This is a genomic window from Halomonas sp. IOP_6 (assembly GCF_021151565.1).
GTDB classification, from domain to species: Bacteria; Pseudomonadota; Gammaproteobacteria; order Pseudomonadales; family Halomonadaceae; genus Vreelandella; species Vreelandella alkaliphila.
Genome location: NZ_JAIRBO010000010.1, coordinates 76,445 through 97,941 on the forward strand (window position 1 = coordinate 76,445; position 21,497 = coordinate 97,941).

Annotated in this window: 21 protein-coding genes; 17 read left to right on the forward strand and 4 right to left on the reverse strand. The window is 51.4% G+C overall.

All coding sequences use genetic code 11. The features are described 5' to 3' along the window. Window positions 1-20: 20 nt before the first annotated feature. The 13 genes from truA to K7H08_RS16200 all read left to right on the forward strand — a co-directional run bounded on the left by truA (window position 21) and on the right by K7H08_RS16200 (window position 13,367). Entirely contained in the window at window positions 21-980 is a 960-nt protein-coding gene (truA, locus tag K7H08_RS16140) for a tRNA pseudouridine(38-40) synthase TruA (RefSeq protein ID WP_038483709.1), read from the forward strand. Beyond that, window positions 977-1,612 (forward strand): phosphoribosylanthranilate isomerase, encoded by a 636-nt coding sequence (locus tag K7H08_RS16145; RefSeq protein ID WP_038483711.1) that lies wholly within the window; start codon window positions 977-979, stop codon window positions 1,610-1,612. Before truA ends, K7H08_RS16145 begins: the two co-directional genes overlap by 4 nt. A gap of 86 nt (window positions 1,613-1,698) precedes the next feature. Continuing rightward, the gene (gene trpB / locus K7H08_RS16150; protein ID WP_038483713.1) at window positions 1,699-2,937 is read left to right on the forward strand and encodes a tryptophan synthase subunit beta; all 1,239 of its coding nucleotides are present in this window, start codon (window positions 1,699-1,701) and stop codon (window positions 2,935-2,937) included. Window positions 2,938-2,945: 8 nt separating this feature from the next. Next, window positions 2,946-3,749: a tryptophan synthase subunit alpha gene (gene trpA, locus K7H08_RS16155; RefSeq protein ID WP_009723460.1), complete on the forward strand. Its 804-nt coding sequence runs from the start codon at window positions 2,946-2,948 to the stop codon at window positions 3,747-3,749. A gap of 90 nt (window positions 3,750-3,839) precedes the next feature. Next, window positions 3,840-4,859, forward strand: coding sequence for an acetyl-CoA carboxylase, carboxyltransferase subunit beta (gene accD / locus K7H08_RS16160; RefSeq protein WP_038483715.1), 1,020 nt, complete (start codon window positions 3,840-3,842; stop codon window positions 4,857-4,859). Continuing rightward, window positions 4,852-6,186, forward strand: a complete 1,335-nt coding sequence (gene folC / locus K7H08_RS16165) for a bifunctional tetrahydrofolate synthase/dihydrofolate synthase (RefSeq protein WP_231658527.1) — start codon at window positions 4,852-4,854, stop codon at window positions 6,184-6,186. Before accD ends, folC begins: the two co-directional genes overlap by 8 nt. A gap of 42 nt (window positions 6,187-6,228) precedes the next feature. Then, entirely contained in the window at window positions 6,229-6,876 is a 648-nt protein-coding gene (locus K7H08_RS16170) for an SPOR domain-containing protein (RefSeq protein ID WP_231658528.1), read from the forward strand. Between the two features lie 3 nt (window positions 6,877-6,879). After that, complete coding sequence (locus tag K7H08_RS16175; protein ID WP_038483719.1) at window positions 6,880-7,470, forward strand: CvpA family protein; 591 nt, start codon at window positions 6,880-6,882, stop codon at window positions 7,468-7,470. Between the two features lie 171 nt (window positions 7,471-7,641). Next, the gene (purF, locus tag K7H08_RS16180; protein WP_038483721.1) at window positions 7,642-9,165 is read left to right on the forward strand and encodes an amidophosphoribosyltransferase; all 1,524 of its coding nucleotides are present in this window, start codon (window positions 7,642-7,644) and stop codon (window positions 9,163-9,165) included. A gap of 56 nt (window positions 9,166-9,221) precedes the next feature. Continuing rightward, complete coding sequence (locus K7H08_RS16185) at window positions 9,222-10,421, forward strand: O-succinylhomoserine sulfhydrylase (protein WP_120387042.1); 1,200 nt, start codon at window positions 9,222-9,224, stop codon at window positions 10,419-10,421. Window positions 10,422-10,655: 234 nt separating this feature from the next. Beyond that, complete coding sequence (locus tag K7H08_RS16190) at window positions 10,656-11,210, forward strand: cytochrome b (RefSeq protein WP_038483725.1); 555 nt, start codon at window positions 10,656-10,658, stop codon at window positions 11,208-11,210. Window positions 11,211-11,282: 72 nt separating this feature from the next. Next, window positions 11,283-11,867 (forward strand): YceI family protein, encoded by a 585-nt coding sequence (locus K7H08_RS16195; protein WP_038483727.1) that lies wholly within the window; start codon window positions 11,283-11,285, stop codon window positions 11,865-11,867. 165 nt (window positions 11,868-12,032) lie between these two features. Further along, on the forward strand, window positions 12,033-13,367 hold the full coding sequence (locus tag K7H08_RS16200) for an MATE family efflux transporter (protein ID WP_231658534.1): 1,335 nt from the start codon (window positions 12,033-12,035) through the stop codon (window positions 13,365-13,367). A 6-nt stretch (window positions 13,368-13,373) separates the two neighbouring features. Here the strand turns inward: K7H08_RS16200 and K7H08_RS16205 are convergent, their stop codons facing one another. The 4 genes from K7H08_RS16205 to K7H08_RS16220 all read right to left on the reverse strand — a co-directional run bounded on the left by K7H08_RS16205 (window position 13,374) and on the right by K7H08_RS16220 (window position 17,566). Then, window positions 13,374-14,858: a uracil permease gene (locus K7H08_RS16205; RefSeq protein WP_038483730.1), complete on the reverse strand. Its 1,485-nt coding sequence runs from the start codon at window positions 14,856-14,858 to the stop codon at window positions 13,374-13,376. A gap of 250 nt (window positions 14,859-15,108) precedes the next feature. Then, window positions 15,109-16,299, reverse strand: a complete 1,191-nt coding sequence (locus tag K7H08_RS16210; protein WP_038483732.1) for an amino acid aminotransferase — start codon at window positions 16,297-16,299, stop codon at window positions 15,109-15,111. After that, window positions 16,300-16,638 (reverse strand): 4a-hydroxytetrahydrobiopterin dehydratase, encoded by a 339-nt coding sequence (locus tag K7H08_RS16215; protein ID WP_038483733.1) that lies wholly within the window; start codon window positions 16,636-16,638, stop codon window positions 16,300-16,302. Window positions 16,639-16,666: 28 nt separating this feature from the next. Then, window positions 16,667-17,566, reverse strand: coding sequence for a GGDEF domain-containing protein (locus tag K7H08_RS16220; protein ID WP_038483735.1), 900 nt, complete (start codon window positions 17,564-17,566; stop codon window positions 16,667-16,669). 311 nt (window positions 17,567-17,877) lie between these two features. On the opposite strand from K7H08_RS16220, the gene cobA reads away from it, so the two are divergent. The 4 genes from cobA to dcd all read left to right on the forward strand — a co-directional run bounded on the left by cobA (window position 17,878) and on the right by dcd (window position 21,465). Beyond that, the gene (gene cobA, locus K7H08_RS16225) at window positions 17,878-18,648 is read left to right on the forward strand and encodes a uroporphyrinogen-III C-methyltransferase (protein WP_231658535.1); all 771 of its coding nucleotides are present in this window, start codon (window positions 17,878-17,880) and stop codon (window positions 18,646-18,648) included. A 159-nt stretch (window positions 18,649-18,807) separates the two neighbouring features. Next, window positions 18,808-19,932 (forward strand): kinesin, encoded by a 1,125-nt coding sequence (locus tag K7H08_RS16230; RefSeq protein WP_231658529.1) that lies wholly within the window; start codon window positions 18,808-18,810, stop codon window positions 19,930-19,932. A gap of 154 nt (window positions 19,933-20,086) precedes the next feature. Continuing rightward, entirely contained in the window at window positions 20,087-20,887 is an 801-nt protein-coding gene (apbC, locus tag K7H08_RS16235) for an iron-sulfur cluster carrier protein ApbC (RefSeq protein ID WP_120387039.1), read from the forward strand. Window positions 20,888-20,898: 11 nt separating this feature from the next. Further along, window positions 20,899-21,465, forward strand: coding sequence for a dCTP deaminase (gene dcd, locus K7H08_RS16240; RefSeq protein WP_038483741.1), 567 nt, complete (start codon window positions 20,899-20,901; stop codon window positions 21,463-21,465). The last annotated feature ends 32 nt before the right edge of the window (window positions 21,466-21,497 follow it).

Genomic DNA, 21,497 nt, shown 5'->3' on the forward strand with positions numbered 1-21,497 from the left:
CTTCTATGTGACGTGGCTTCATGACGCTGTTTTACCATTTTGACGAAACAAAGCCCCTGACGGGGCGCCTAGCGATGGGCATTGAATATGATGGTACGCGCTTTTGCGGCTTTCAGCGTTTGAAGCACGCAGCTTCAGTTCAGCAAGCGGTGGAAGATGCGCTGGAAAAAGTGGCCAGCGCCCCAGTGCGTATTCATGCCAGTGGTCGAACCGATTCTGGCGTGCATGCCACCCGTCAGATCATCCATTTTGACCCGCCTGTTCAGCGTTCTGAAAAAGCCTGGATTTTTGGCAGCAACACCAACCTTCCTAGAGACGTCGCTGTGCGCTGGGTAAAACCTGTGTCCGATGACTTCCATTCCCGCCTGGGCGCACTTGGGCGTCGCTATCGTTATATTTTGTTGAATCAAATTAGCCGTCCGGTGTTAGAACGCCACAACGTAACTTGGTGTCGAGATCCGCTAGATGCCGATGCTATGCATCGGGCGGCACAGGCTTTAGTAGGCGAACATGACTTCAGCAGCTTTCGAGCGGCGGGCTGCCAGTCCAAAACGCCTTGGCGGCAAATGCACTTTGTAGAAGTGAAACGCTATGGGCCAATAGTGGTCATTGATATTCAGGGCAATGCTTTTTTGCACCACATGATTCGCAATATTGCGGGGGCGCTGGTCAGCGTAGGGCGCGGCTCACAAGATGAAGGGCACATTGCGCGCCTGCTGGCACTGAAGAATCGCCGAAAAGGCGATGTCACTGCACCAGCCTGTGGCCTTCATTTCGTAGACTCACTTTATGACGAACGATTTGATCTGCCCAAAGAGCCGTTAGGCCCCAACCTGCTCGCATTTACCGGTGAGTGGACCGGGGAACGTCAGTTACCTGATAATCCGCGCATTGCGGCACGGCGCAAGTTGACGTTTAAGAGTCAGACGCCTTTAAACCAAGAGTCAGCGCCTTCAGAGCAGCAGGAGACCCCATTATGAACGCGCGTTCTGGTCGTACACGGATTAAATTCTGTGGCTTAACTCGCCATGAGGACGTCGCGCTGGCAGCATCGCTTGGTGTGGATGCGCTTGGCTTCGTGATGTGGCCTAAGAGCGCCCGCAGCATAACGCCTGCTGTGCTGGAAGAGTTGGCAGTGGAAGTACCTGCCTTTGTGACGCGTGTGGGGTTGTTTGTTAATCAGCCCGCTGAATTCATTGAGCAGTGCTTACCTTACTTGGATTTAATTCAGTTTCATGGTGAAGAGCCTGCCTCGTTCTGTCAGCAGTTTGGACGGCCTTGGATTAAAGCACTGCGCATGCGTGATGATATCGACCTGCATCAGGCGGCGGCTGACTACTCGCTTGCGCAGGCGCTGCTATTAGATGCCTATCGACCTGGTATCCCAGGGGGAACGGGAGAGACGTTTGATTGGTCTAGAATCCCCGCAACCTTAGAAAAACCTGTTATCCTGGCTGGTGGGTTAACGGCTGATAATGTGGCTTCTGCGGTTAACCAAGTAATGCCTTATGCTATTGATGTCTCTGGTGGTATAGAAATATCTCATGGCATAAAAGATGCCGAGTTAATGGCATCTTTTGTTCAAAATGTGGCGTTAGCCTGCGCCCATTAAGCTCATTGCGTAGCGTACCCGACAGGGTGACTACGCCTCATTGTTAGTTCATTTATTGTTTGCCTGTTCTGGCGATCTTGTGAGGTATGCCTGTGACTGTCTCAGCGACTGAAACCAAGTTCAGCGACCTGACCCGAATGCCGGATGCCCGTGGTCATTTTGGCCCCTACGGCGGCCGGTTTGTGTCGGAAACCCTGAGCTTTGCCCTGGAAGAGTTAGAGCAGACCTACCTGAGTCTGCGTGATGATCCCGATTTCCAGGCTGAGTTTGACCGTGATCTTGCCCATTATGTGGGGCGTCCTTCGCCGCTTTACCATGCAGAGCGTTGGTCACAGTCGTTAGGTGGCGCGCAAATTTGGTTGAAGCGTGAAGACTTGAACCACACAGGTGCCCACAAGGTTAATAACACCATTGGCCAAGCGCTGTTAGCCAAAAAAACCGGCAAGCCCAGGGTTATTGCTGAAACCGGAGCAGGCCAGCACGGTGTTGCTACGGCGACTGTGGCAGCTCGCTTAGGCCTGGAATGTGACGTTTATATGGGGGCGGCAGACGTTCAGCGCCAGAAGCTGAACGTTTATCGTATGCGCCTGTTGGGTGCACGTGTAATTCCGGTCGAATCAGGCACTCGTACGCTTAAAGACGCAATGAATGAAGCCTTGCGTGATTGGGTCACCAATGTTGATAACACGTTTTACATTATCGGCACCGTGGCGGGTCCGCACCCTTATCCGCAGTTGGTGCGTGATTTCAACTCGGTAGTGGGGCGTGAGGCGCGCCAACAGTCATTAGCGCAAATTGGGCGTTTGCCAGATGCGCTAATTGCCTGTGTGGGCGGTGGTTCCAACGCCTTGGGCCTATTCTATCCCTTCGTCGAAGATGATGCGGTGGCGATGTACGGTGTCGAAGCCGGTGGCGATGGTATCGAAACAGGCCGACATGCCGCGCCGCTTTCGACTAATGCGCCGCGTGGTGTTTTGCATGGCAACCGAACTTACTTGATGTCTGACGAAGCGGGACAAGTGTCTGACACGCACTCGATTTCTGCTGGCCTCGACTACCCAGGGGTTGGGCCTGAACACGCGCTGTGGAAAGATGTTGGGCGAGTTAACTACGTAGCCGCAAACGATAAAGAAGTGCTGGAAGCGTTTCGTGAACTGACGCACATGGAAGGGATTATGCCAGCATTGGAATCGGCCCATGCGCTTGCTCATGCGAAGGTGCTGGCACCGACCATGCGCCCTGACCAGCATATCGTGGTCAACCTTTCTGGTCGTGGTGATAAAGATATCATGACCGTTGCGAACATCGATGGCATTGAGTTTTAAGGGCTAGCATGAACCGTATTGACCAGCGTTTTTCCGAATTAAAAGAGCAGGGTCGTAAGGCCCTGATTCCTTATATTACCGCCGGTGACCCTGCGCCTCAGTACACTGTGGGCTTTATGCATGCCCTAGTAGAGGCGGGGGCTGATATTATTGAGCTTGGCGTGCCGTTTTCAGACCCAATGGCCGATGGCCCGGTGATTCAAAAGGCCTGTGAGCGCGCGCTTAAGCAGGGCACTCGCTTGGTTGACCTGCTGGATATGGTCGCTGAGTTCCGCCAAGTGGATGCTAAAACGCCTATCGTGTTGATGGGGTATCTCAATCCGATAGAGCGGATTGGCTATGAAACGTTTGCTGATAAAGCGGCAAGCGTTGGCGTTGATGGCGTGCTCGTGGTAGATATGCCGCCTGAAGAGGCTGATGAGTTCGGCCCGCTGTTAAAAGCCCGCGATTTAGCAGCGATTTTCTTGGTTGCGCCTACCACTTCCAATGCTCGTGCCGCTACAATATGCGCCCACGGTGAGGGCTATCTCTATTATGTTTCGCTTAAGGGCGTTACCGGTGCTGCTACACTCAATGCTGACGATGTGGCAGAGCATCTCGCGCCCTTGCGCGAAATGACCGATTTGCCATTATGTGTTGGCTTCGGTATCCGCGATGGTGTGACTGCCGCTGAAGTGGCGAAAGTCGCTGATGGTGTGATTGTTGGCAGTGCGCTAGTGAACCGCATTGCAGAGAGCGTTGACGCACCTGAAACCATTGCTGGTCAGCTTAAAAGCGTGTTGGGCGAAATGCGCACCGCGATGGATGCCTAAGCGCATTCCCTCATCGTCTACACTGAATTGATTGACGACACTCATCAAGCTTGGCGTTGCTAAGCATGACGTATACGGAAACTTTTTGATATGAGCTGGTTAGACAAGATTGTGCCCTCCATGGGGCGTATCCAGCGTAAAGACCGTCGCGCCAGCGTGCCCGATGGCCTCTGGCGTAAATGTCCCAAGTGCGAAGCGGTTCTCTATCTCCCTGAGCTTGAGAAGCACCACAGCGTCTGTCCCAAGTGCGACCACCATTTACGGTTGACCGCGCGTAAACGTTTGGACTGGTTTTTGGATAAAGAGGGGCGACAAGAGATCGCGGCTGAGATTGAGCCTAATGATCGCTTGAAATTTCGCGACTCTAAAAAATACAAAGACCGCTTAACGGCTGCCCAAAAAGAGACCGGTGAAAAAGATGCGCTGGTCGCTATGCGTGGCGAGCTAGACGGGCTCCCGGTTGTGGCTGTTGCTTTTGAATTTACCTTTATGGGTGGCTCAATGGGGGCGGTTGTGGGCGAGAAGTTTGTCCGCGCGGCAACCATTGCACTTGAAGAGCGACTTCCGCTGATCTGCTTTGCCGCTTCTGGTGGGGCACGGATGCAAGAAGCACTGTTTTCACTCATGCAGATGGCCAAAACCTCGGCAGCGCTTGAAAAGCTTAAGCAGTCGGGTGTGCCTTACATTTCTGTTCTGACAGATCCAGTGTTTGGCGGGGTATCCGCATCGCTAGCGATGCTGGGCGATCTAAATATCGCCGAGCCCAATGCCTTGATTGGTTTTGCTGGCCCGCGCGTTATTGAACAAACCGTCCGTGAAACGCTGCCGGAAGGTTTTCAGCGCAGTGAATTTCTGCTGGAACACGGCACCGTAGATATGATTGTGCATCGTCATGAAATGCGTGCTCGTGTTGGTGGTGTGCTGCGTAAGCTGACTCATAATATCGCGCTACCTACCGAAGGTGATGTCAGTGACGACGCATCGATTGACGAGCCGTTGGTTGATGAAGCGCCAATAGCCGATGCTGTAGATGCAACAGACGTTGATACGCCTGAAACGCATAGCGAAGCCAGCACCGTTAAGAGCGACGATTCGACCCGCAATGCCTAAGTCTATAGCCCCTGAATCTTTAGCTTCTGACTCTTTAACTCCAGGGTCTTTAGCCGAATGGCTGCACTACCTTGAAACCCTACACCCCGTAGGGATTGATATGGGGCTTGAGCGCGTAGCAGAAGTTGCCAAGCGCATGGGGTTACTAAACAGCCCGATTGCACCACAGGTGATTACGGTGGCAGGTACGAATGGCAAGGGGTCAACCCTTGCCATGATGGATGCTGTCGCACGCACGCACGGTTTGCGGGTGGGGACTTATACTTCGCCCCATCTAGTACGCTATAACGAGCGTGTCACGATCAATGGTGACCATGCTGACGACCAGCGGCTAATGACTGGTTTCTCTCGCGTAGAGGAAGCTAGGCTACAAACGCCTGAAATTAGCTTAACCTATTTTGAGGCGGGAACGCTGTGCGCCCTCTGGTGCCTAGCACAGGAAGACCTCGACTTAGCGCTGCTCGAAGTTGGTCTGGGTGGGCGATTAGATGCTGTCAATATCATTGATGCAGACGTTGCTATTGTTACCACCATTGCTCAGGATCATGCCAATTTTTTGGGGTCTGATATTGCCCAAATTGGCCGAGAAAAAGCAGGCATCTTTCGTGCTGCAAAACCCGCTGTATTGGGCAGTCGACTGCTTCCCAGCAGTGTAGCAGAGGCTGCCAATGCAATTGCCGCTCCTGTTTACTGTCTTGGTGAAGCTTTTAGCCACTCAATTACTGATGACTCTGCCGCTGATAGCCTGTCTGAATGGAGCTGGAGTGGGCTGAACTGCCAGGGAGAGGTTATTTCTCTGGCAGGCCTTCCTGATCCCGGTTTGCCAATTGATAATGCAGCAACGGCTCTCCAAGCATTGACACTTAGCGGATTAGTGGTGAATGCAGACGCATGCCGCCGTGCGTTTCATGGGGTGCAAGTGCCAGGACGTATGCAGTGGATAGGGCAGTGGTGCTTGGATGTCGGGCATAATCCTCATGCAGCCGATTATGTCGCTAGGCGACTCCCATCGGTGCCTGAGGGTGGTCGGCAGTGGGCGTTGATCGGCATGCTCAATGATAAAGACGCTGATGGTGTTATTAGTGCTTTGCTACCCCGCATTACTGACTGGGTATGCGTGGCGTTGGAGGGCGAGCGTGGTCGGTCAGCTGCCGAGCTGGCGGGGCGTATCACATCTTTGGGTGGACGTGTGCATCTTTGCGCCAGTTCCCCAGAGGCCGGAGTACAGATAATGGCTGAGCAGTTGGCACCCTCCGACCGGGTGTTAGTTACCGGCTCGTTTTTTACAGTTGCGGCCTTGTTGGAAATAACACTGCCGCAAGCTTAATCGGCCTAACCGTTGTGCTCGCTAAGCTTGATGGAGAGGGATATGAAATACGGTAAAACGGAACGCATCAGTGGTATTGTCATTTTACTCGCGTTGCTGGCGATTTTCGTGCCGTGGTTGATGAGTGATCCTGCTCCCCGAGAAGAGCGCCCTCAGCCTACGTTTGTTATTGAACGGCCTGTAGAGGCAACACAGCAAGATGTTCCGGCTCCGCAAATGCCGTCATCCATCAACACGTCCTCAAGTGAAGGTCGTTCTGTAGATAGCGGGGTCAATAGTGTGCCAATTGATGCCAATCCAAGGCAGCCTCAAACCGGTCAAGCCAGTAGCTCTAACGCGCAGAGTGCTGGAGCAAATGATCCAATTGCTGAGTTAATGGCTGCAAATAACCGTAATAACGCGTCTACAAGTTCTTCTGCCAGCTCTTCTAGCACTGCTGCTGGTCCAACATCTTCTTCCCAAGGCGAGTGGGCCGTTCAAGTGGGAAGCTTTGGTAATGCGGATAACGCGCAGCGGCTAAGTGATCAGCTTACTCAGGCGGGGTTTAGCGCCTATCTACGCGAGCGTGATAATAACCTCACCTCTGTTTATGTTGGGCCATATGCGACGTCTGAAGATGGTGAGTCTGCGATGGCGATTATTAAGCAGCGTGCCAATGTACAGGGCTTGTTAGTGCGAGTGAGAAATTAACTTATGGCACTTACTTGGATAGACGCGCTTTTCCTGGCGGTGCTAGCACTTTCCATGCTGGCCGGCTTTACGCGCGGATTTGTCAGGGAAGCTCTTGGGCTGGCCGCATGGGTAGTCGCCTTGTTGGTAGCGCGGGTCTTGGCAGAGCCGGTGGCGGATCTAATGAGCGGGTTCATCGACAGTTTCGATGCGCGCTTAGTGTTGGCATTTATTTTAGTGATTTTTGCAGTCATTTTACTTTGTGGGATTGTGATCCGCCTCGTTCATGCGGCGGTAGAGTGGGTCGGTATGGGGTTGCTTAACCGCTTTGCGGGAGCTGCCTTTGGGCTTGCTCGTGGCGCTGTCATTTTATTGGTGGCAACCGTCCTTATTACACTAACGCCCTTAGCTGAGCTACAGGCTTGGCAAGAAGCTGAGCTACGGCCGACGTTTATTGAGCTGCGCGATTGGGCGGTAAGCCAGTTAGATCAATGGGAGCGGGAGCTGCCACAAGCACCTGACTCGCTTCGCGATATTTCGTTGCCAGATTTCCGCGCTCAGGAAGAGCTAGTTCCACAGCCTTTTACGCCAACATCTGAGAATGGTGGCCAGTGAGTCACTGCTTAATGTTGGCTCAACGCGACGTGATGTTTAGTTAGTAATACAGTTAGCCGCTGTCTACCAATGCCCGCTTTTGCGATCGAAAAATAGGCAGTGGCTCACATTCGTTTGATGAACGTACGGGTTTGCTACGGTGAACCATGGCACTAAAGCGAGGTAAATTGAATGTGCGGTATAGTGGGCCTTCTGGCCAAGCAGGCGGTAAATCAGGGAATCTACGATGCTCTGACCGTACTTCAGCATCGGGGCCAGGACGCTGCCGGCATGATGACTTGGAGCGAGGGACGCTTCCTACTGCGCAAGAGTAACGGGCTGGTGCGAGATGTGTTCCATACCCGCCACATGGCTCGCCTAAAAGGTAACCTTGGCATTGGTCACGTACGTTATCCAACCGCTGGTTCCTCTAGTGAAGCTGAGTCTCAGCCGTTTTATGTCAATTCCCCCTACGGTATTGCGCTGGCTCACAACGGTAACCTGACTAACTCTGAGCAGTTAAAGCAAGAACTTTTCTCGACTGACCTTCGTCACATCAATACCAGCTCTGATTCTGAAGTTTTGCTAAACGTATTTGCCCATGAGCTGGGTAAGCAGGGTCTGCACCTGGAAGCCGAGGATATTTTTGATGCCGTTCGTAGAGTGCACCGGCGCTGCAAAGGCGGCTACGCGGCGGTCGCGATCATTAACGGTTTTGGCATGGTGGCATTTCGGGATCCTCATGGTATTCGTCCCGTGGTATTTGGTACTCGCCAAAGTGACGAGGGCCAGGAGGTCATGATTGCTTCGGAATCCGTCGCCCTAGATGTAGGTGGCTTTGAGCTGGAGCGTGACCTTTCACCAGGTGAAGCGATTTTCGTCGACATGCAGGGACAGATTCACACCCAGGTGTGTGCTGATCGACCTGTGTTGACTTCCTGTATTTTTGAGCATGTTTACCTGGCGCGCCCCGACTCTATTCTTGATGGTGCCTACGTGTATGGCACGCGTATGCAGATGGGACGCAAACTTGGCGACCGCATTCTTAACGAATGGCCTGATCACGATATTGACGTTGTCATTCCAATTCCCGATACGTCGCGCACCTCTGCCCTTGAGATGGCTCAGCACTTGGGTGTGACCTACCGCGAAGGGTTTATGAAGAACCGCTATATTGGCCGTACGTTTATTATGCCGGGCCAAACGCAGCGTAGAAAATCGGTGCGTCAAAAATTGAACGCCATTGATGTCGAATTCAAAGGCAAAAATGTGCTGCTGGTGGATGACTCTATTGTGCGAGGAACCACCTGTAAGCAGATTATTCAGATGGCTCGCGATGCAGGGGCTCGTAAAGTGTATTTCGCTTCTGCTGCTCCGCCCGTTCGCTACCCCAATGTCTATGGCATTGATATGCCAGCAGCAAAAGAACTGATTGCGCATGGCCGCACAGAAGAAGAGGTTGGCCAACTGATTGGTGCAGATCGAATTTTCTATCAAGACCTGGAAGATTTGAAAGCAGCTTGCCGTGAGGTTAATCCTGAGATGGATGAGTTTGATTGCTCAGTCTTCGACGGTAACTACGTCACTGGCGATATTGATGATGCCTACTTGGCGGTGCTTGAAGCGAGTCGTAATGACGCGGCTAAAGATCAAAGTGCGGGCGACCATGCGCTAGTGGATATGCATAACCAAGATGATGATGATCTTGACGACTAATGCCGCTTAATAGCCCGTATTATAACTTTTATTGACGTTTTAAAAGGTGCTCAGCCATGCATGATGATAGTCACCAGGATGATTGGTCGCTAGAGACCCTTGCCATTCGCGCGGGCCATCACCGTACGTTTGAGCAAGAGCATGCCGAGCCCATTTTTCCCACTTCAAGCTTTGTTTACGAAAGCGCGGCTGAAGCCGCGCGCAAGTTTGGGGGGCAGGAGCCGGGCAACGTCTATTCGCGCTTTACTAATCCTACTGTGCATACGTTCGAGCGCCGTTTGGCGGCGCTTGAAGGTGGTGAGCGGTGCGTGGCAACAAGTTCGGGTATGTCGGCCATTTTATCGACGGCGTTGGCACTGCTAAGTGCCGGCGATGAAATTGTTGCATCTCGGTCGCTGTTTGGTTCTACCGTGAGTTTGTTTGACAAATACCTGGGAAAATTTGGCATCACGACTCGTTATGTAGAGCTATCTAACGTTTCTGCCTGGGAAGAGGCCATCGGCCCAAATACTAAACTGTTGTTTGCGGAAACACCTTCCAATCCACTGTCTGAAGTCGCAGATATTCCAGCATTAGCTGAACTTGCTAAGCGTAGTGGTGCACTTTTGGCGATTGATAACTGCTTCTTAACACCGGCACTTCAGCAGCCAATTGCACTTGGCGCTGACTTAGTTATCCATTCAGCAACGAAGTATCTGGATGGCCAGGGACGTGCTGTGGGTGGCGCAGTGGTTGGTAAACACGACGTATTGGAAGAAGTGTTTGGTGTGGTACGTACTTGCGGGCCTTGCCTGAGCCCCTTTAATGCGTGGATTTTCACCAAAGGTCTTGAAACCTTATCGTTGCGCATGAAAGCGCATTGCGAAAATGCGCTGACTTTGGCGCTCTGGTTAGATCAACACCCGGCCGTTAATAAAGTGTATTACAGTGGTTTAGAAGCCCACCCTCAGCATGCGCTTGCCAAAAAACAGCAGCAAGGGTTTGGGGCCGTATTAGGCTTTGAAGTGATAGGTGGCCAAAAAGGGGCTTGGCAAGTGATTGATGCAACGCGCATGCTGTCCATCACTGGCAATCTAGGGGATGTTAAAACGACGATTACCCATCCGGCTACCACCACCCATGGGCGTCTTTCTGATGCGCAGAAAGATGCTGCGGGCATCACGCCAGGGCTGATTCGCGTAGCGGTAGGGTTGGAAAGCCAAGCTGATATTCAGCATGATCTTGCCGCTGGCCTGGATGCTTTGGCGGCTAGCTGAGCGATTCAAATAGCGTTTTGATAAGCCGGTCATTCGTGGCCGGTTTTTTATTGCTTGCTTCGCTGGCGGCAGTTTTTAACTACGACTTTACGAATGTTTTTTAACAAACGTTTTTTACGAATGGTGTGTTCTGCTTTTTTCAGCAGTGTTTTGATTAGCAAGACGGTATGCTTTATATAAGTATGTACTTACAGCGGGCATGAGCTATCGCTGTTGTAAATGAGGAAATCAAGGATGTGGCGGAACACGCAGAGTGGTTGGGGAGTCATTAGTATTACTCTTCACTGGCTAAGTGCATTAACCATTGTAGGGTTGTTTGCTTTAGGTTGGTGGATGACAGATCTTGGCTACTACGATACATGGTATAACCAAGCGCCGTGGGTGCATCGCTCGATTGGTATCTTGTTATTAATAGCTACCTTTGCTCGCTTGGTATGGCGCTTGATTCAACCAACGCCTCATGCAGAGGGTAGTCGCTTTGAACGTCTAGCTGCCCATGCTGGGCATATAATGTTATATGTCTTGTTATTGTTAGTGCTTGTTAGTGGCTATTTGATTTCTACTGCCAACGGGCGCGGAATTAGTGTGTTTGATTGGTTTGAAGTGCCAGCGCTGCTCCACGGGCTTCCTGATCAAGCTAGTCTGGCAGGCGATGTTCACTGGTACAGCGCCCTGGCACTTATGGTATTGGCCGCAGGGCACGCGCTAGCCGCGATGAAGCATCATTGGTGGGATCGCCACTCGACACTCGTGCGGATGGTTAACCCTGCTCATGGCCGCAAGCGGTAATGGAATTTTTTTGTCCACTGCGCTGATAGTTTGCTCGTAGTGTTTATTAGGAAAATAAAGGAGATTTCCACGATGTTAAAGAAAACCGCTTTTGCTACTGCAATTGCCGCCGCTTCGCTAGCGACGTTCAGCCAAGCGCAAGCAGCAGAATATCAAATTGACACTGAAGGCCAGCACGCCTTTGTTCAATTCAAAATTAGCCACCTCGGCTTTTCCTATATTCTGGGTACTTTCGAAGAGTTTGACGGTCAATTCTCTTATGACCCAGAAGATTTAGAGGCCTCTTCTGTAGAAATGGAAGTGCAGGTGAGCAGCCTGAACACTAATCATGCAGAGCGTGATCGTCACTTCTTGAGCAGCGATTTTCTTGATGCCAGCGAATATCCTACGGCAACTTTCACTTCAACAGGTTTTGAATCAACGGGTGAAAATGAAGGCGTCGTAACCGGTGAGCTAACGCTTCATGGTGAGACACAAGAAATTGAAATGCCTGTTACCTTAATGGGTGAAGGTGATGACCCCTGGGGCAATTACCGTGCAGGTTTTGAAGGCAGCACCATGTTAACACTGGATGATTTCGGCATTGATATGAGCGACTTCCCAGAATCAATGCACGAGCTGGAGCTTTACGTGACGTTTGAAGGCATTCGTCAGTAAGCGAGTGTAAGCAAAAAGCGCCATCACCCTTGCCTGGGTGATGGCGCTTTTGCGTTGGGAGTTACTAGAAACAACTTACATCTCGTAGGTTGTAAGTATTGTTAACTAGGTGGCGTTCACCGTTATCTACTCTGTTTTGAGGATTTCTCTTTGGCAGCGGTCATTATGCAGCAACGCGAGCTGGCGATAACCTTATGGCGTCAAACGTGGCCGATGGCCATTGGCGTGTTGGCGCTATTGGGTTTCCAGCTTGTAGATAGTGCTTTTATTGCCCGTTTGGGAACAGCGCCCTTGGCCGCTCAGTCGTTTACCTTTCCTTTGTCATTTCTGATTATTGGTATTCAAGTGGGAATGGGGATCGCGATTGCGGCGCTGATTTCCCGAGCTCTAGGGGCTGGAGAAGAGAGTAGAGCGAAGCGGTTAGGTAGTCTGGTGCTAATTGCCGGTGGGCTTGTCATCGGTCTATTAGCTGTAGTGCTCTGGTTTCTTCAAGTACCCATATTCAGGTTGCTAGGTGCCGATGATAGCGCGCTGGTCTATATTCGCGCTTACTGGGGGCCACAGCTATTTTCGGCTTGGCTAGGCGCGCTGCTCTATTTTATCTATAGCGTGTTTCGTGCTCACGGCGATACACGGCTGCCAGGTAAGATGATGGTGCTTAGTAGCCTTGTTAATCTGGGATTGGACCCGCTATTTATTTTTGGTATTGGTTCTTGGCAGGGGTGGGGGCTAGCGGGCGCGGCTTGGGCGACCGCCATTGCATTTTTTGTGGGGCTGTTATTCAGCAGTATTAAACTAAAGCATCGAAAGTGGACGACGAATACCGCACTATGGCAAGAAGCTAGGCGCTCGTGGCGGCTTTTTACCGGTATTGCTGCTCCTGCTATGGTTAGCCAGTTGATGCCGCCACTGGCGGCGATGTTGGCGATTGCGGCTGTTGCTAGCCTAGGAGATACCCAAGTGGCGGCTTGGGGGCTTGCCAGCCGCCTAGAAACGGTTTCGCTGATGGTGATATTGGCGATGACTATGTCGCTACCACCATGGCTTGGGCGCTGCTATGGCGCGGGCGACTGGGGACAGATTCAGCAACTGATGCGCTTGGCAGTGAATGTCGCGTTGATATGGCAGCTTAGCCTGGGGCTGTTGCTGGCGCTGGCTTCACCCTGGGTGGCTATGGTGTTAGCCGGGAACCAGGAGGTGCAAAGTGAGCTCGCGCTGCTAATTCGCTTTTTGTTGCCAAGTTATGCTGCGCTGGGCGTGTGTATGCTGGTGGTGTCTGCAGGTAACGCTCTCGGCTGGCCACTTAGAGCAATGCTGCTTTCAAGCGCACGCTTGTTTATTTGCTATCTACCTTGTTTATGGTTGGGTGCGCAGTTGTTTGGCTGGACAGGCTTAGCCGCTGGTGCGGCATTGGGTAACGTGTTGGCAGGTATGGTTGCTTGGATAGTGCTCAAGCGCATTTTATCCCGCCCGCATCGGCAGGCGGGATTCAGCAAGTAATGCAGTTTAGTGCTTCTTAGGGGCTTCCTGGAACGAGAAGTACATAAACAGTAATGCCATGCCCAAGTAACCCATGACAAATTCAGGCGCCGCGTTGAAGGCCAGTTTTGGGGCGTGCATCAGTCCTACAAATGAGAAGCCTGCCGCAATGGCGGCGAATGCGGCTGCACGCCGGAACTGATGATCGATCACCGATACTGTCATGGCCCCTAGGAAGATGGCCATAAACATCGCACCTTGTCCCATGACAACAATGGCACTGGAAATATCGCTGACGACGTCACCAGCACCCCGGTTGAAGCGTGTCATTACGTAGTTGGCAAAGTAGGGCAGCATCGCCAGCGCAATGGCCGGATAATAGCGGGTATCGTTCGCTTGAAATGCAGTGGCTATCATCGACATGCCGACAAATACCAAGATAGGGGCCACTACTGAGACCGGAATAATGGCCGCTAAGGCAGCGATCAGACCAAACATGGTGGCGAGGGCATAAACGGCACCGTTTAAAATGCTGTAGCCTCGTCCTGCCCCCATCCACTTCGCGCCCACCGTTGCGATATAAACAGTTGTCGGGAATACGCCGCCAAATAGAGCGCCGATCATCGTGCCTGCTCCGTCCACTGCCTGGCACTCGCGCACATCGTATTTATCGCCAGCCGCTTCCATCGCTTCAACGTTATTCATGGTTTCAATAGCGTTATAGAGGGTGATGGGGAGCACGACGGTAAGTACGGCCAGCATGCCGGTAAACAGCAAGCCTAGCCCTTCATACCATGCCAAATTAGGCAGTAGGGGGTAGAACCCTAAATGTGTAAAAGCATCGCTAAAGCGTTCACTGCCCGCATCGCCAATCAAATATGCCATCGCAGTACCGACCACAATGGCAAACAGCGATGTCGGTAGCTTAAATGGCATGCTGACGCGGGCCACAAGACCAACAATGATAATGCCGAGCACCAGAAGTCCAATGATAGGCATTTCCAGGGTTTTAAATAGCATCTCACCGGCAATAAAGGTGAGTGCGACGCCAGCAACAGCGCCCAACATGGCCGCCCGTGGGAGGTGATACTGCACCCAGCGGCCAATAATGCTAATCAAGGCTTCTATTGCGCCGCTAATAAAGCAGGCGGCCACGGCAACTTTCCAGGCTAATTCCGCGTCACCGGTTAACTGCTTGGCGGGGAGCAATACGCCGAATAGAAACACAAACATGACCGGTGTGGAGATGCCGTAGGAGAGCGCGGTGACATCACTGCGGTTTTCTTTGCGTGCGAGCCTAGCGGCACTCCATGCGTAATAAAAATTGCCTGCCATGACTGCCACTGCGGCACCAGGTAACACCTGACCATACACAATGGATGTGGGGAACCCCATGCCCAGCATGGTAATTGCGATAATGACAAAGTTGGCAATATTGTTTTGAAACAGCGCGAAAAACGCGTCGGTATCTTCTTTTTTGTACCACGGATAGTGAGTGCCGACAGCTGCCATGATAGGCCTCTTAGTTATGGTGTGTTGTATACAAGGCTATGCTGAGTGTGCCGAAGATTTGACTGATCGGTCAAGCATTGCGTTGTAGCGGACGCCGCACGGGCGCCCCAGGCTCTGGCGGCAAGCGGGCAATTGTACATAACAATCGCTTGCCTGTTCAGTGGCTTATCTTCAATTCATCTACAAAAACGCCCAGGCAATTTGCCTGGGCGTTTTAGCTGTTGACACTAAGGTTAACAACTCACTGGCGTTATTCGTTAACGGCAGCGATGGCTTTAGCGAGGTAAGGTAAATTCTCGTGTGAGAATCCTGCAACGTTGGCACGGCCAGAGCGCACCATGTAAATACCGAATTCGTCACGCAGGCGGTCTACTTGCTCGGGGGTTAAACCGGTGTAAGAGAACATGCCACGCTGTTCTGCAACGCATGCATACTTTTCATCAAGGCCGTAAGGCTTAAGGGCTTCAACGAAGTCGCGACGCAGCGTATTGATGCGATCACGCATTTCGGTCAGCTCTTCACGCCACATTGCAGACAGCTCAGCGTCGTGGAGAATTTCGCTAACAATCGCGCCGCCGTGGGCGGGAGGGTTAGAGTAGTTCTCACGGGCCACAATGGCAGCCTGAGAGCGAACGTTCTCCATCTGCTCGGCGTCTTTTGCAATCAGGATCAAGCAGCCAGTGCGTTCGCAGTAAATGCCAAAGTTCTTTGAGCAGGAACTGGTGATGATAACTTCATCAAGGTTTTCGGCCAGCAGACGAACACCATAGGCATCTTCGTCCAGGCCTTCCCCGAAACCTTGGTAAGCAAAGTCAACCAATGGCAGTAGTTTGCGCTCGCTCAGTACCGCCATTACTTCTTGCCACTGATCTTTGGACAGGTCAAAGCCGGTCGGGTTGTGGCAGCAAGCGTGAAGTACCACAACGTCGCCTTCAGGAATCTTTTTCAGTGCTGCTAACATACCATCGAAATCAAGGCGGTTGTCAGCATCAACGTAGGGGTACTTGTGAAGTTCGATACCTGCAGCGGTGAAAATGCCGTGATGGTTTGGCCAAGTAGGATCGCTGACCCAGATTCCTTTTCCAGGAAGCTGGTGAGCAATAAAGTCAGCGGCTAAGCGTAGTGCACCTGTTCCACCAGGAGACTGGGTAGCGCTCGCGCGGTTGGCTTTCAATACGGAAGAATCTGTACCTAATACCATAGGCAGCACAGCATCACCGTAAGCAGGGGCACCGTGAGAGCCAATATAGGTCTTGGTGGTTTCATTCTTGAGCAGGCGAGCTTCTGCTTCCTTGACAGCGCGCATGACCGGCGTATTGCCTTGTGCATCGCGATATACGCCAACCCCTAAATCGACTTTCTGGGGATTGGTGTCTTTTTTGAAAGCTTCGATCAGCCCGAGAATGGCATCTCCTGGGACTCGCTCAATTTGCTCAAACATTTATTCGGCTACCTCGTCGGTTCTGGCGGCAAGAATGAAATCATTAAGATGCAGGCCCTTTATTGCATGAGACCACCATGTCACGGTGGTTTTACCCCACTCAGTAACGATGACAGGATGGTGCCCAGCCTGCTCTGCTATATCGCCAACGCGCTGGGTGAATGCCAGGGCATCGGCAAAGTTGCGAAACGTAAACTGTCTCGTCAGCTTCATGATGCCATCGTGGTCAACAATCTGCCACTCTGAAAGTGCTTCTAGATGGGGTTGGCATGCGCTATAAGTGAGCGGTATGGCGTTGCTACTGCAAGGTTCACAGGTTTTCTGAGCAAGCGTTGTCATGTGTTGCCTCCTTTTAAAATTGCTCTTATTAGGGTAGAAGGCATACACAGTCGCGACCAACCTCTTTCGCGCTGTATAGAGCTTGATCAGCGCGCTCTATTAAGTTGGCTAAAGGCTCACCGCACCGATACTCCGCTACACCAATGCTCACGGTTACTTGGCCGGCACCGATTCCAAAATCGTAGCTTGCGATGGCATGTCGGAGACGGTCAGCGAGTTTATGGCATTGTTGCAGCGGTGTAAGCGGCAACACGACCATAAACTCTTCACCTCCAAGTCTTGCCACCATATCTTCGCAGCGCAGGAGTTGCTGAGTTTGCACGGCAAGTTGTTCAAGTACGCTATCGCCCTGCAAGTGTCCCCAACGATCATTGAGCTGTTTAAAATAATCTATATCTACCATCATGATAGATAAAGGCGTCCCATGCCGCGTGCTTAATGAGGCTAGGTGCGTTAAGTGCACCATGAGTTTGCGACGGTTAGGCAATCCCGTTAAAGGGTCGGTGTCGCAGAGTTTTCTTAGTCGCTGCTCTTCAGCGACTTGATCAGTAATATCCATCATGATGCCGCTCCAGCGAACACCATTGGATGCCGGGGAAGGGTTAGCACTTACCGCAATCCAGTGCGGTTTTCCTTTAGGGAAGGGGAGGCGGAAGCGAGTTGTGAGCGGTAGCATCCAGCGTGCAGATCGCTCAATAGACGACATGATTTTGGGGTGATCGTGACCGGTTAGGTGTTCAATAAGTTGGCCAGCGTCATGCGCTAATTGTTGTCGGTCGATGTGTGCCAGCGCCTCGCCCCCGCCTTCCAGATAGGGAAAGTGCATACGGCCGCAATGTGATCGATAGAATTGAAAAATAACCCCTGGTATCTGGGATATCAGACTATCAGTACTGTGCGGTACTGGGGCTGTATCATTCACGAGCATGCGTGAAGCTCCAAAGCATATGCCAAATAAAAGTTAATCGTAAAGGTTAGCCCTAAAAACGTAACTAATATGTAAGCCATTACTGACAATGCTTGCTTTTTTTAAAATCAATTGATCTATATATATTCTATAAAAGAATTTTAGTGTGACGTTAAGTGTCTTCCATAGAAACTTTGGCGCGACACGGGAAGGCCTATTGCATTTTAATAGATTGGATCATTTTTTATTGTCGGGGTGTTTCTTTGAGCGAAGTAAAGGCAGCCACTATAAAGACAGGCCATTCGGCTAGCGCTCAAAAAGTTGGCGGTGGTTTGGTAAGTTTGGTAGGTGCTGGCCCAGGGGATCCAGAGCTATTGACGTTGAAAGCGTATAAGCGGCTTCAGGTAGCAGAAGTGGTGCTCTACGACCGCCTCGTTAGCGATGAAGTGCTAGCCCTGATAGGGCCTAAGGCTGAGCGATTTTACGTTGGCAAGGCGAAGGCGTTGCACAGCGTCCCTCAAAATGAAATTAACCAAACATTGGTGGCTTGGGCCAGGCAAGGTAAGCAAGTTGTGCGTCTCAAGGGGGGAGATCCCTTCATTTTTGGCCGAGGTGGAGAAGAATTAGAAACGCTCATGGCTGAAAATGTGGCGGTAGAAGTCATCCCGGGTATTACCGCGGCATCCGGTTGTGCAGCTTATGCGGGCATTCCTCTGACACACCGAGACCATGCGCAGTCGGTTCGCTTAGTCACGGGCCACTTGCAACATGGAGAGAGCACGCTTGATTGGCAAGCGTTAGCTAGCCCTGGACAAACCTTGGTATTTTATATGGGGCTGAGTAACTTAGAGGCAATTCGCCAAGCATTAATTGACCATGGTCTCGCACCCAGCACCCCTTTGGCGCTGATTGAACAGGGCACAACACAGCACCAATGTACGCATATTGGTTCTTTGCAACAGCTGCCTGAGGCATTTCACCAAGGTGAGATTACACCGCCTACGTTATTGATTATTGGCAGTGTTGTGTCGTTACACGCCACGCTTTCTTGGTTTGAGGTTGCCGCTGCCGATGCGATAGGCTTTAAGGAAAGTAAACACTAGGTTAACCAACAAGCGGGTAACCGTATGGGCTGTTAGTCATATACGTTGATCGCTGGCTAGATGTTGCTAGATGTGTATGCTAGTAAAAGAATGTCAGGTGCTAAATGTCTATCAACGCTGCTGATATCGGTAGCCTAAAAAAGAAGAGAGGGACGCAGTATGCCAGAAGCAAACCACTCGGATAATCAAGCGCCAGCGAGTAAGCCGGACATGAAAACGCTTTTTAAAGACAACCGTGTCAAAGGCATTGCTGGTATTGCCGCCATTGCTGTTATTTGGGCAATTATGGCGCAATCGAACTCGGGCACACGGCAAGAGCGTGTCGAAACGTTAGAAGGCCAGTTAGCCAGCATTGAGCAAGATAATAACCAGCTTAGCCAGCGGATTGCAGAAGTTGAGCAAGCTGAGACCGATTTAAGTGCAATGCGTGAGGAAATGGCAGCGCTGGAAGAGCAGCAGGCTCAGGCACAAAGCGATCTAGAGTCCGCTCAGCGTGATACAAGTGCGGTGCAATCGCGTCTTGAAGAGCTAGAAGCTGAGCGTGATGCACTTCAGCAAGAAGTCGATACGTTAAGTGAGCAAGTAGAAAGCGCTGAAGCCGACTTGCAAGCACTCAAAGAAGAACGTGATCAAGTGGTAAGCGCGCGTGACGAAGCTGAGTCTGCTCGTCAGGAAGCTGAAGAAGCTCGTCAAAGTGCCGAAGAGTCCCGCCAAGAAGCGGAGTCGGCACGTCAGCAAGCTGAACAAGAGCGTCAGGAGGCCGTTGACGAGCTTAGTGCCGCTCAAGAGGAACTGTCGGGTTTAGAAACCCAGATTAGCGAAGCTAGCGAACAATTGTCCGGTACTGAGGAAGAGGTGTCAGCCGTTCAAAGTGAATTGGATAATTTGCAAAGCGAGCGTGACTCGCTCACTAGTGAGCGAGATGAGTTGCAAAGCGAGGTTGATTCGTTAACCCAACTGCGAGAAGAAGAGCAACAGAGCCTCGACCAAGTGCGCAGTGAGATGGATGATCTTATGGTCGCGCTGGATATTGGCCGTGAAGAAGTAGCCAATGTTGAAAGTGATATTGAAGCCCGTGAAGAGCAGCTTGCACGCTTGGAAACCCAGCTTAGCGATTGGCGTGACGAGCTTTCATCTTTGGAGAGTCGTTTGCATGTAAGCGATGCGGCGAATGACGAAGTGCCTTCTCTTACTGATGAGCAGAGTGACAACGCTGATTCAAATGGTTCTGAGCAAGCTGAAGAAGCAAGTTCTGAAGAGCAGGATCAACAAAACAGTAACTGATCTATACACTTGATCGTGCGCTGATTGCTAGCGTAATAAAGCGGATGTAGGTACCCCCTGCATCCGCTTTTTGTATGTTGGTTTAGAAATAGGCCGCCTAGGAGTATCATTCAAACCACGGATAGATTAGTCGCAATAGACAGGAGTGCCATTGATGGACGGTGTAAAACATATAGTAGCAGTGGCATCGGGGAAAGGTGGGGTCGGCAAATCGACCGTTACTGTGAACTTGGCACTAGCGCTTTCTGCCCAGGGGTATCGTGTTGGCGTACTGGATGCTGATATTTACGGCCCTAGCCAAGCGCAAATGCTGGGTGTTAAAGAAGGCGTACGGCCTCAGGCGACGGAGGACAATAAGTTTCTGCCGCTAGAAGCGCACGGCCTTCAAGCGATGTCGATGGCCTTTATGGTTAACACCCGTGAGGCGATGGTCTGGCGTGGCCCGATGGTCGTTGGTGCGTTTCAGCAAATGCTGACACAAACCCAATGGGATAATCTGGATTTCCTGCTGATTGATATGCCGCCAGGTACCGGTGATATCCAACTGACGCTGGCGCAAAAAGTGCCTGTTTCAGGCGCCGTGATTGTCACCACGCCTCAGGATATTGCGCTCCTTGATGCCCGCAAAGGCATTGAGATGTTCCGTAAGGTCAATGTGCCAGTGCTTGGCGTGGTAGAGAACATGAGTCTTTATCATTGTGAAAATTGCGGCCACGAAGCGGCTATTTTTGGTGCCGGTGGCGGCGATCGCATCGCGGAAGAGTATGATACGACAGTTCTTGGGCGGTTGCCGTTAACGCTATCTATTCGTGAGTTAGCTGACTCTGGTCGCCCCAGCGTGATTTCCGAACCCGATAGTTCAGTGAGTCGCACGTTTGCAGATATTGCCAAACAAGTAGCGCAATCGGTAAATGCCGGCCATAGCGGCGGCCCCACTATTTCTTTTAGCGAGTGATGACGTAACAAATGAGTATTAAATCTGATAAGTGGATTCGTCGCATGGCACAAAGCGATGCCATGATTGAACCGTTTGAAGCTGAGCAGGTGCGCTATGTGAATGATCAGCGCGTTATTTCTTATGGCACGTCGAGCTACGGTTACGATGTTCGCTGTGCCGATGAATTTAAAGTGTTTACCAACATACATTCGGCTATTGTCGATCCCAAAGCGTTTGATGACAAAAGCTTTGTCGATGTTAAGGGGGATGTGTGTATTATCCCGCCGAATTCCTTCGCATTAGCACGCACGGTTGAGTATTTTCGTATTCCGCGCAGTGTGCTGACGATTTGCCTTGGAAAATCCACTTACGCGCGCTGTGGCATTATTGTCAACGTAACGCCGCTTGAGCCAGAGTGGGAAGGACATGTGACGCTTGAGTTTTCAAATACTACCAACCTGCCTGCCAAGATTTATGCCCATGAAGGGGTAGCTCAGATGCTATTCCTTGAGTCTGATGAGATGTGCGAAACATCTTATAAAGATCGCGGTGGTAAATATATGGGTCAACGAGGCGTTACGCTGCCTCGCACTTAATATCCGCAAGCTAAACGAAAAACGCCTTACGC

Bases quoted from the DNA above. Each gene is read 5' to 3' on its own strand.
- K7H08_RS16200 (WP_231658534.1), top strand. From the start codon at position 12,033: ATGCAGCAACGCGAGCTGGCGATAACCTTATGGCGTCAAACGTGGCCG.
- trpB (WP_038483713.1), top strand. From the start codon at position 1,699: ATGCCTGTGACTGTCTCAGCGACTGAAACCAAGTTCAGCGACCTGACC.
- K7H08_RS16215 (WP_038483733.1), bottom strand. From the start codon at position 16,638: ATGACAACGCTTGCTCAGAAAACCTGTGAACCTTGCAGTAGCAACGCC.
- K7H08_RS16195 (WP_038483727.1), top strand. From the start codon at position 11,283: ATGTTAAAGAAAACCGCTTTTGCTACTGCAATTGCCGCCGCTTCGCTA.
- K7H08_RS16170 (WP_231658528.1), top strand. From the start codon at position 6,229: ATGAAATACGGTAAAACGGAACGCATCAGTGGTATTGTCATTTTACTC.
- K7H08_RS16190 (WP_038483725.1), top strand. From the start codon at position 10,656: ATGTGGCGGAACACGCAGAGTGGTTGGGGAGTCATTAGTATTACTCTT.
- apbC (WP_120387039.1), top strand. From the start codon at position 20,087: ATGGACGGTGTAAAACATATAGTAGCAGTGGCATCGGGGAAAGGTGGG.
- K7H08_RS16145 (WP_038483711.1), top strand. From the start codon at position 977: ATGAACGCGCGTTCTGGTCGTACACGGATTAAATTCTGTGGCTTAACT.
- purF (WP_038483721.1), top strand. From the start codon at position 7,642: ATGTGCGGTATAGTGGGCCTTCTGGCCAAGCAGGCGGTAAATCAGGGA.
- dcd (WP_038483741.1), top strand. From the start codon at position 20,899: ATGAGTATTAAATCTGATAAGTGGATTCGTCGCATGGCACAAAGCGAT.
- K7H08_RS16210 (WP_038483732.1), bottom strand. From the start codon at position 16,299: ATGTTTGAGCAAATTGAGCGAGTCCCAGGAGATGCCATTCTCGGGCTG.
- K7H08_RS16205 (WP_038483730.1), bottom strand. From the start codon at position 14,858: ATGGCAGCTGTCGGCACTCACTATCCGTGGTACAAAAAAGAAGATACC.
- accD (WP_038483715.1), top strand. From the start codon at position 3,840: ATGAGCTGGTTAGACAAGATTGTGCCCTCCATGGGGCGTATCCAGCGT.
- K7H08_RS16230 (WP_231658529.1), top strand. From the start codon at position 18,808: ATGCCAGAAGCAAACCACTCGGATAATCAAGCGCCAGCGAGTAAGCCG.
- trpA (WP_009723460.1), top strand. From the start codon at position 2,946: ATGAACCGTATTGACCAGCGTTTTTCCGAATTAAAAGAGCAGGGTCGT.
- K7H08_RS16185 (WP_120387042.1), top strand. From the start codon at position 9,222: ATGCATGATGATAGTCACCAGGATGATTGGTCGCTAGAGACCCTTGCC.
- truA (WP_038483709.1), top strand. From the start codon at position 21: ATGACGCTGTTTTACCATTTTGACGAAACAAAGCCCCTGACGGGGCGC.
- K7H08_RS16220 (WP_038483735.1), bottom strand. From the start codon at position 17,566: ATGCTCGTGAATGATACAGCCCCAGTACCGCACAGTACTGATAGTCTG.
- folC (WP_231658527.1), top strand. From the start codon at position 4,852: ATGCCTAAGTCTATAGCCCCTGAATCTTTAGCTTCTGACTCTTTAACT.
- K7H08_RS16175 (WP_038483719.1), top strand. From the start codon at position 6,880: ATGGCACTTACTTGGATAGACGCGCTTTTCCTGGCGGTGCTAGCACTT.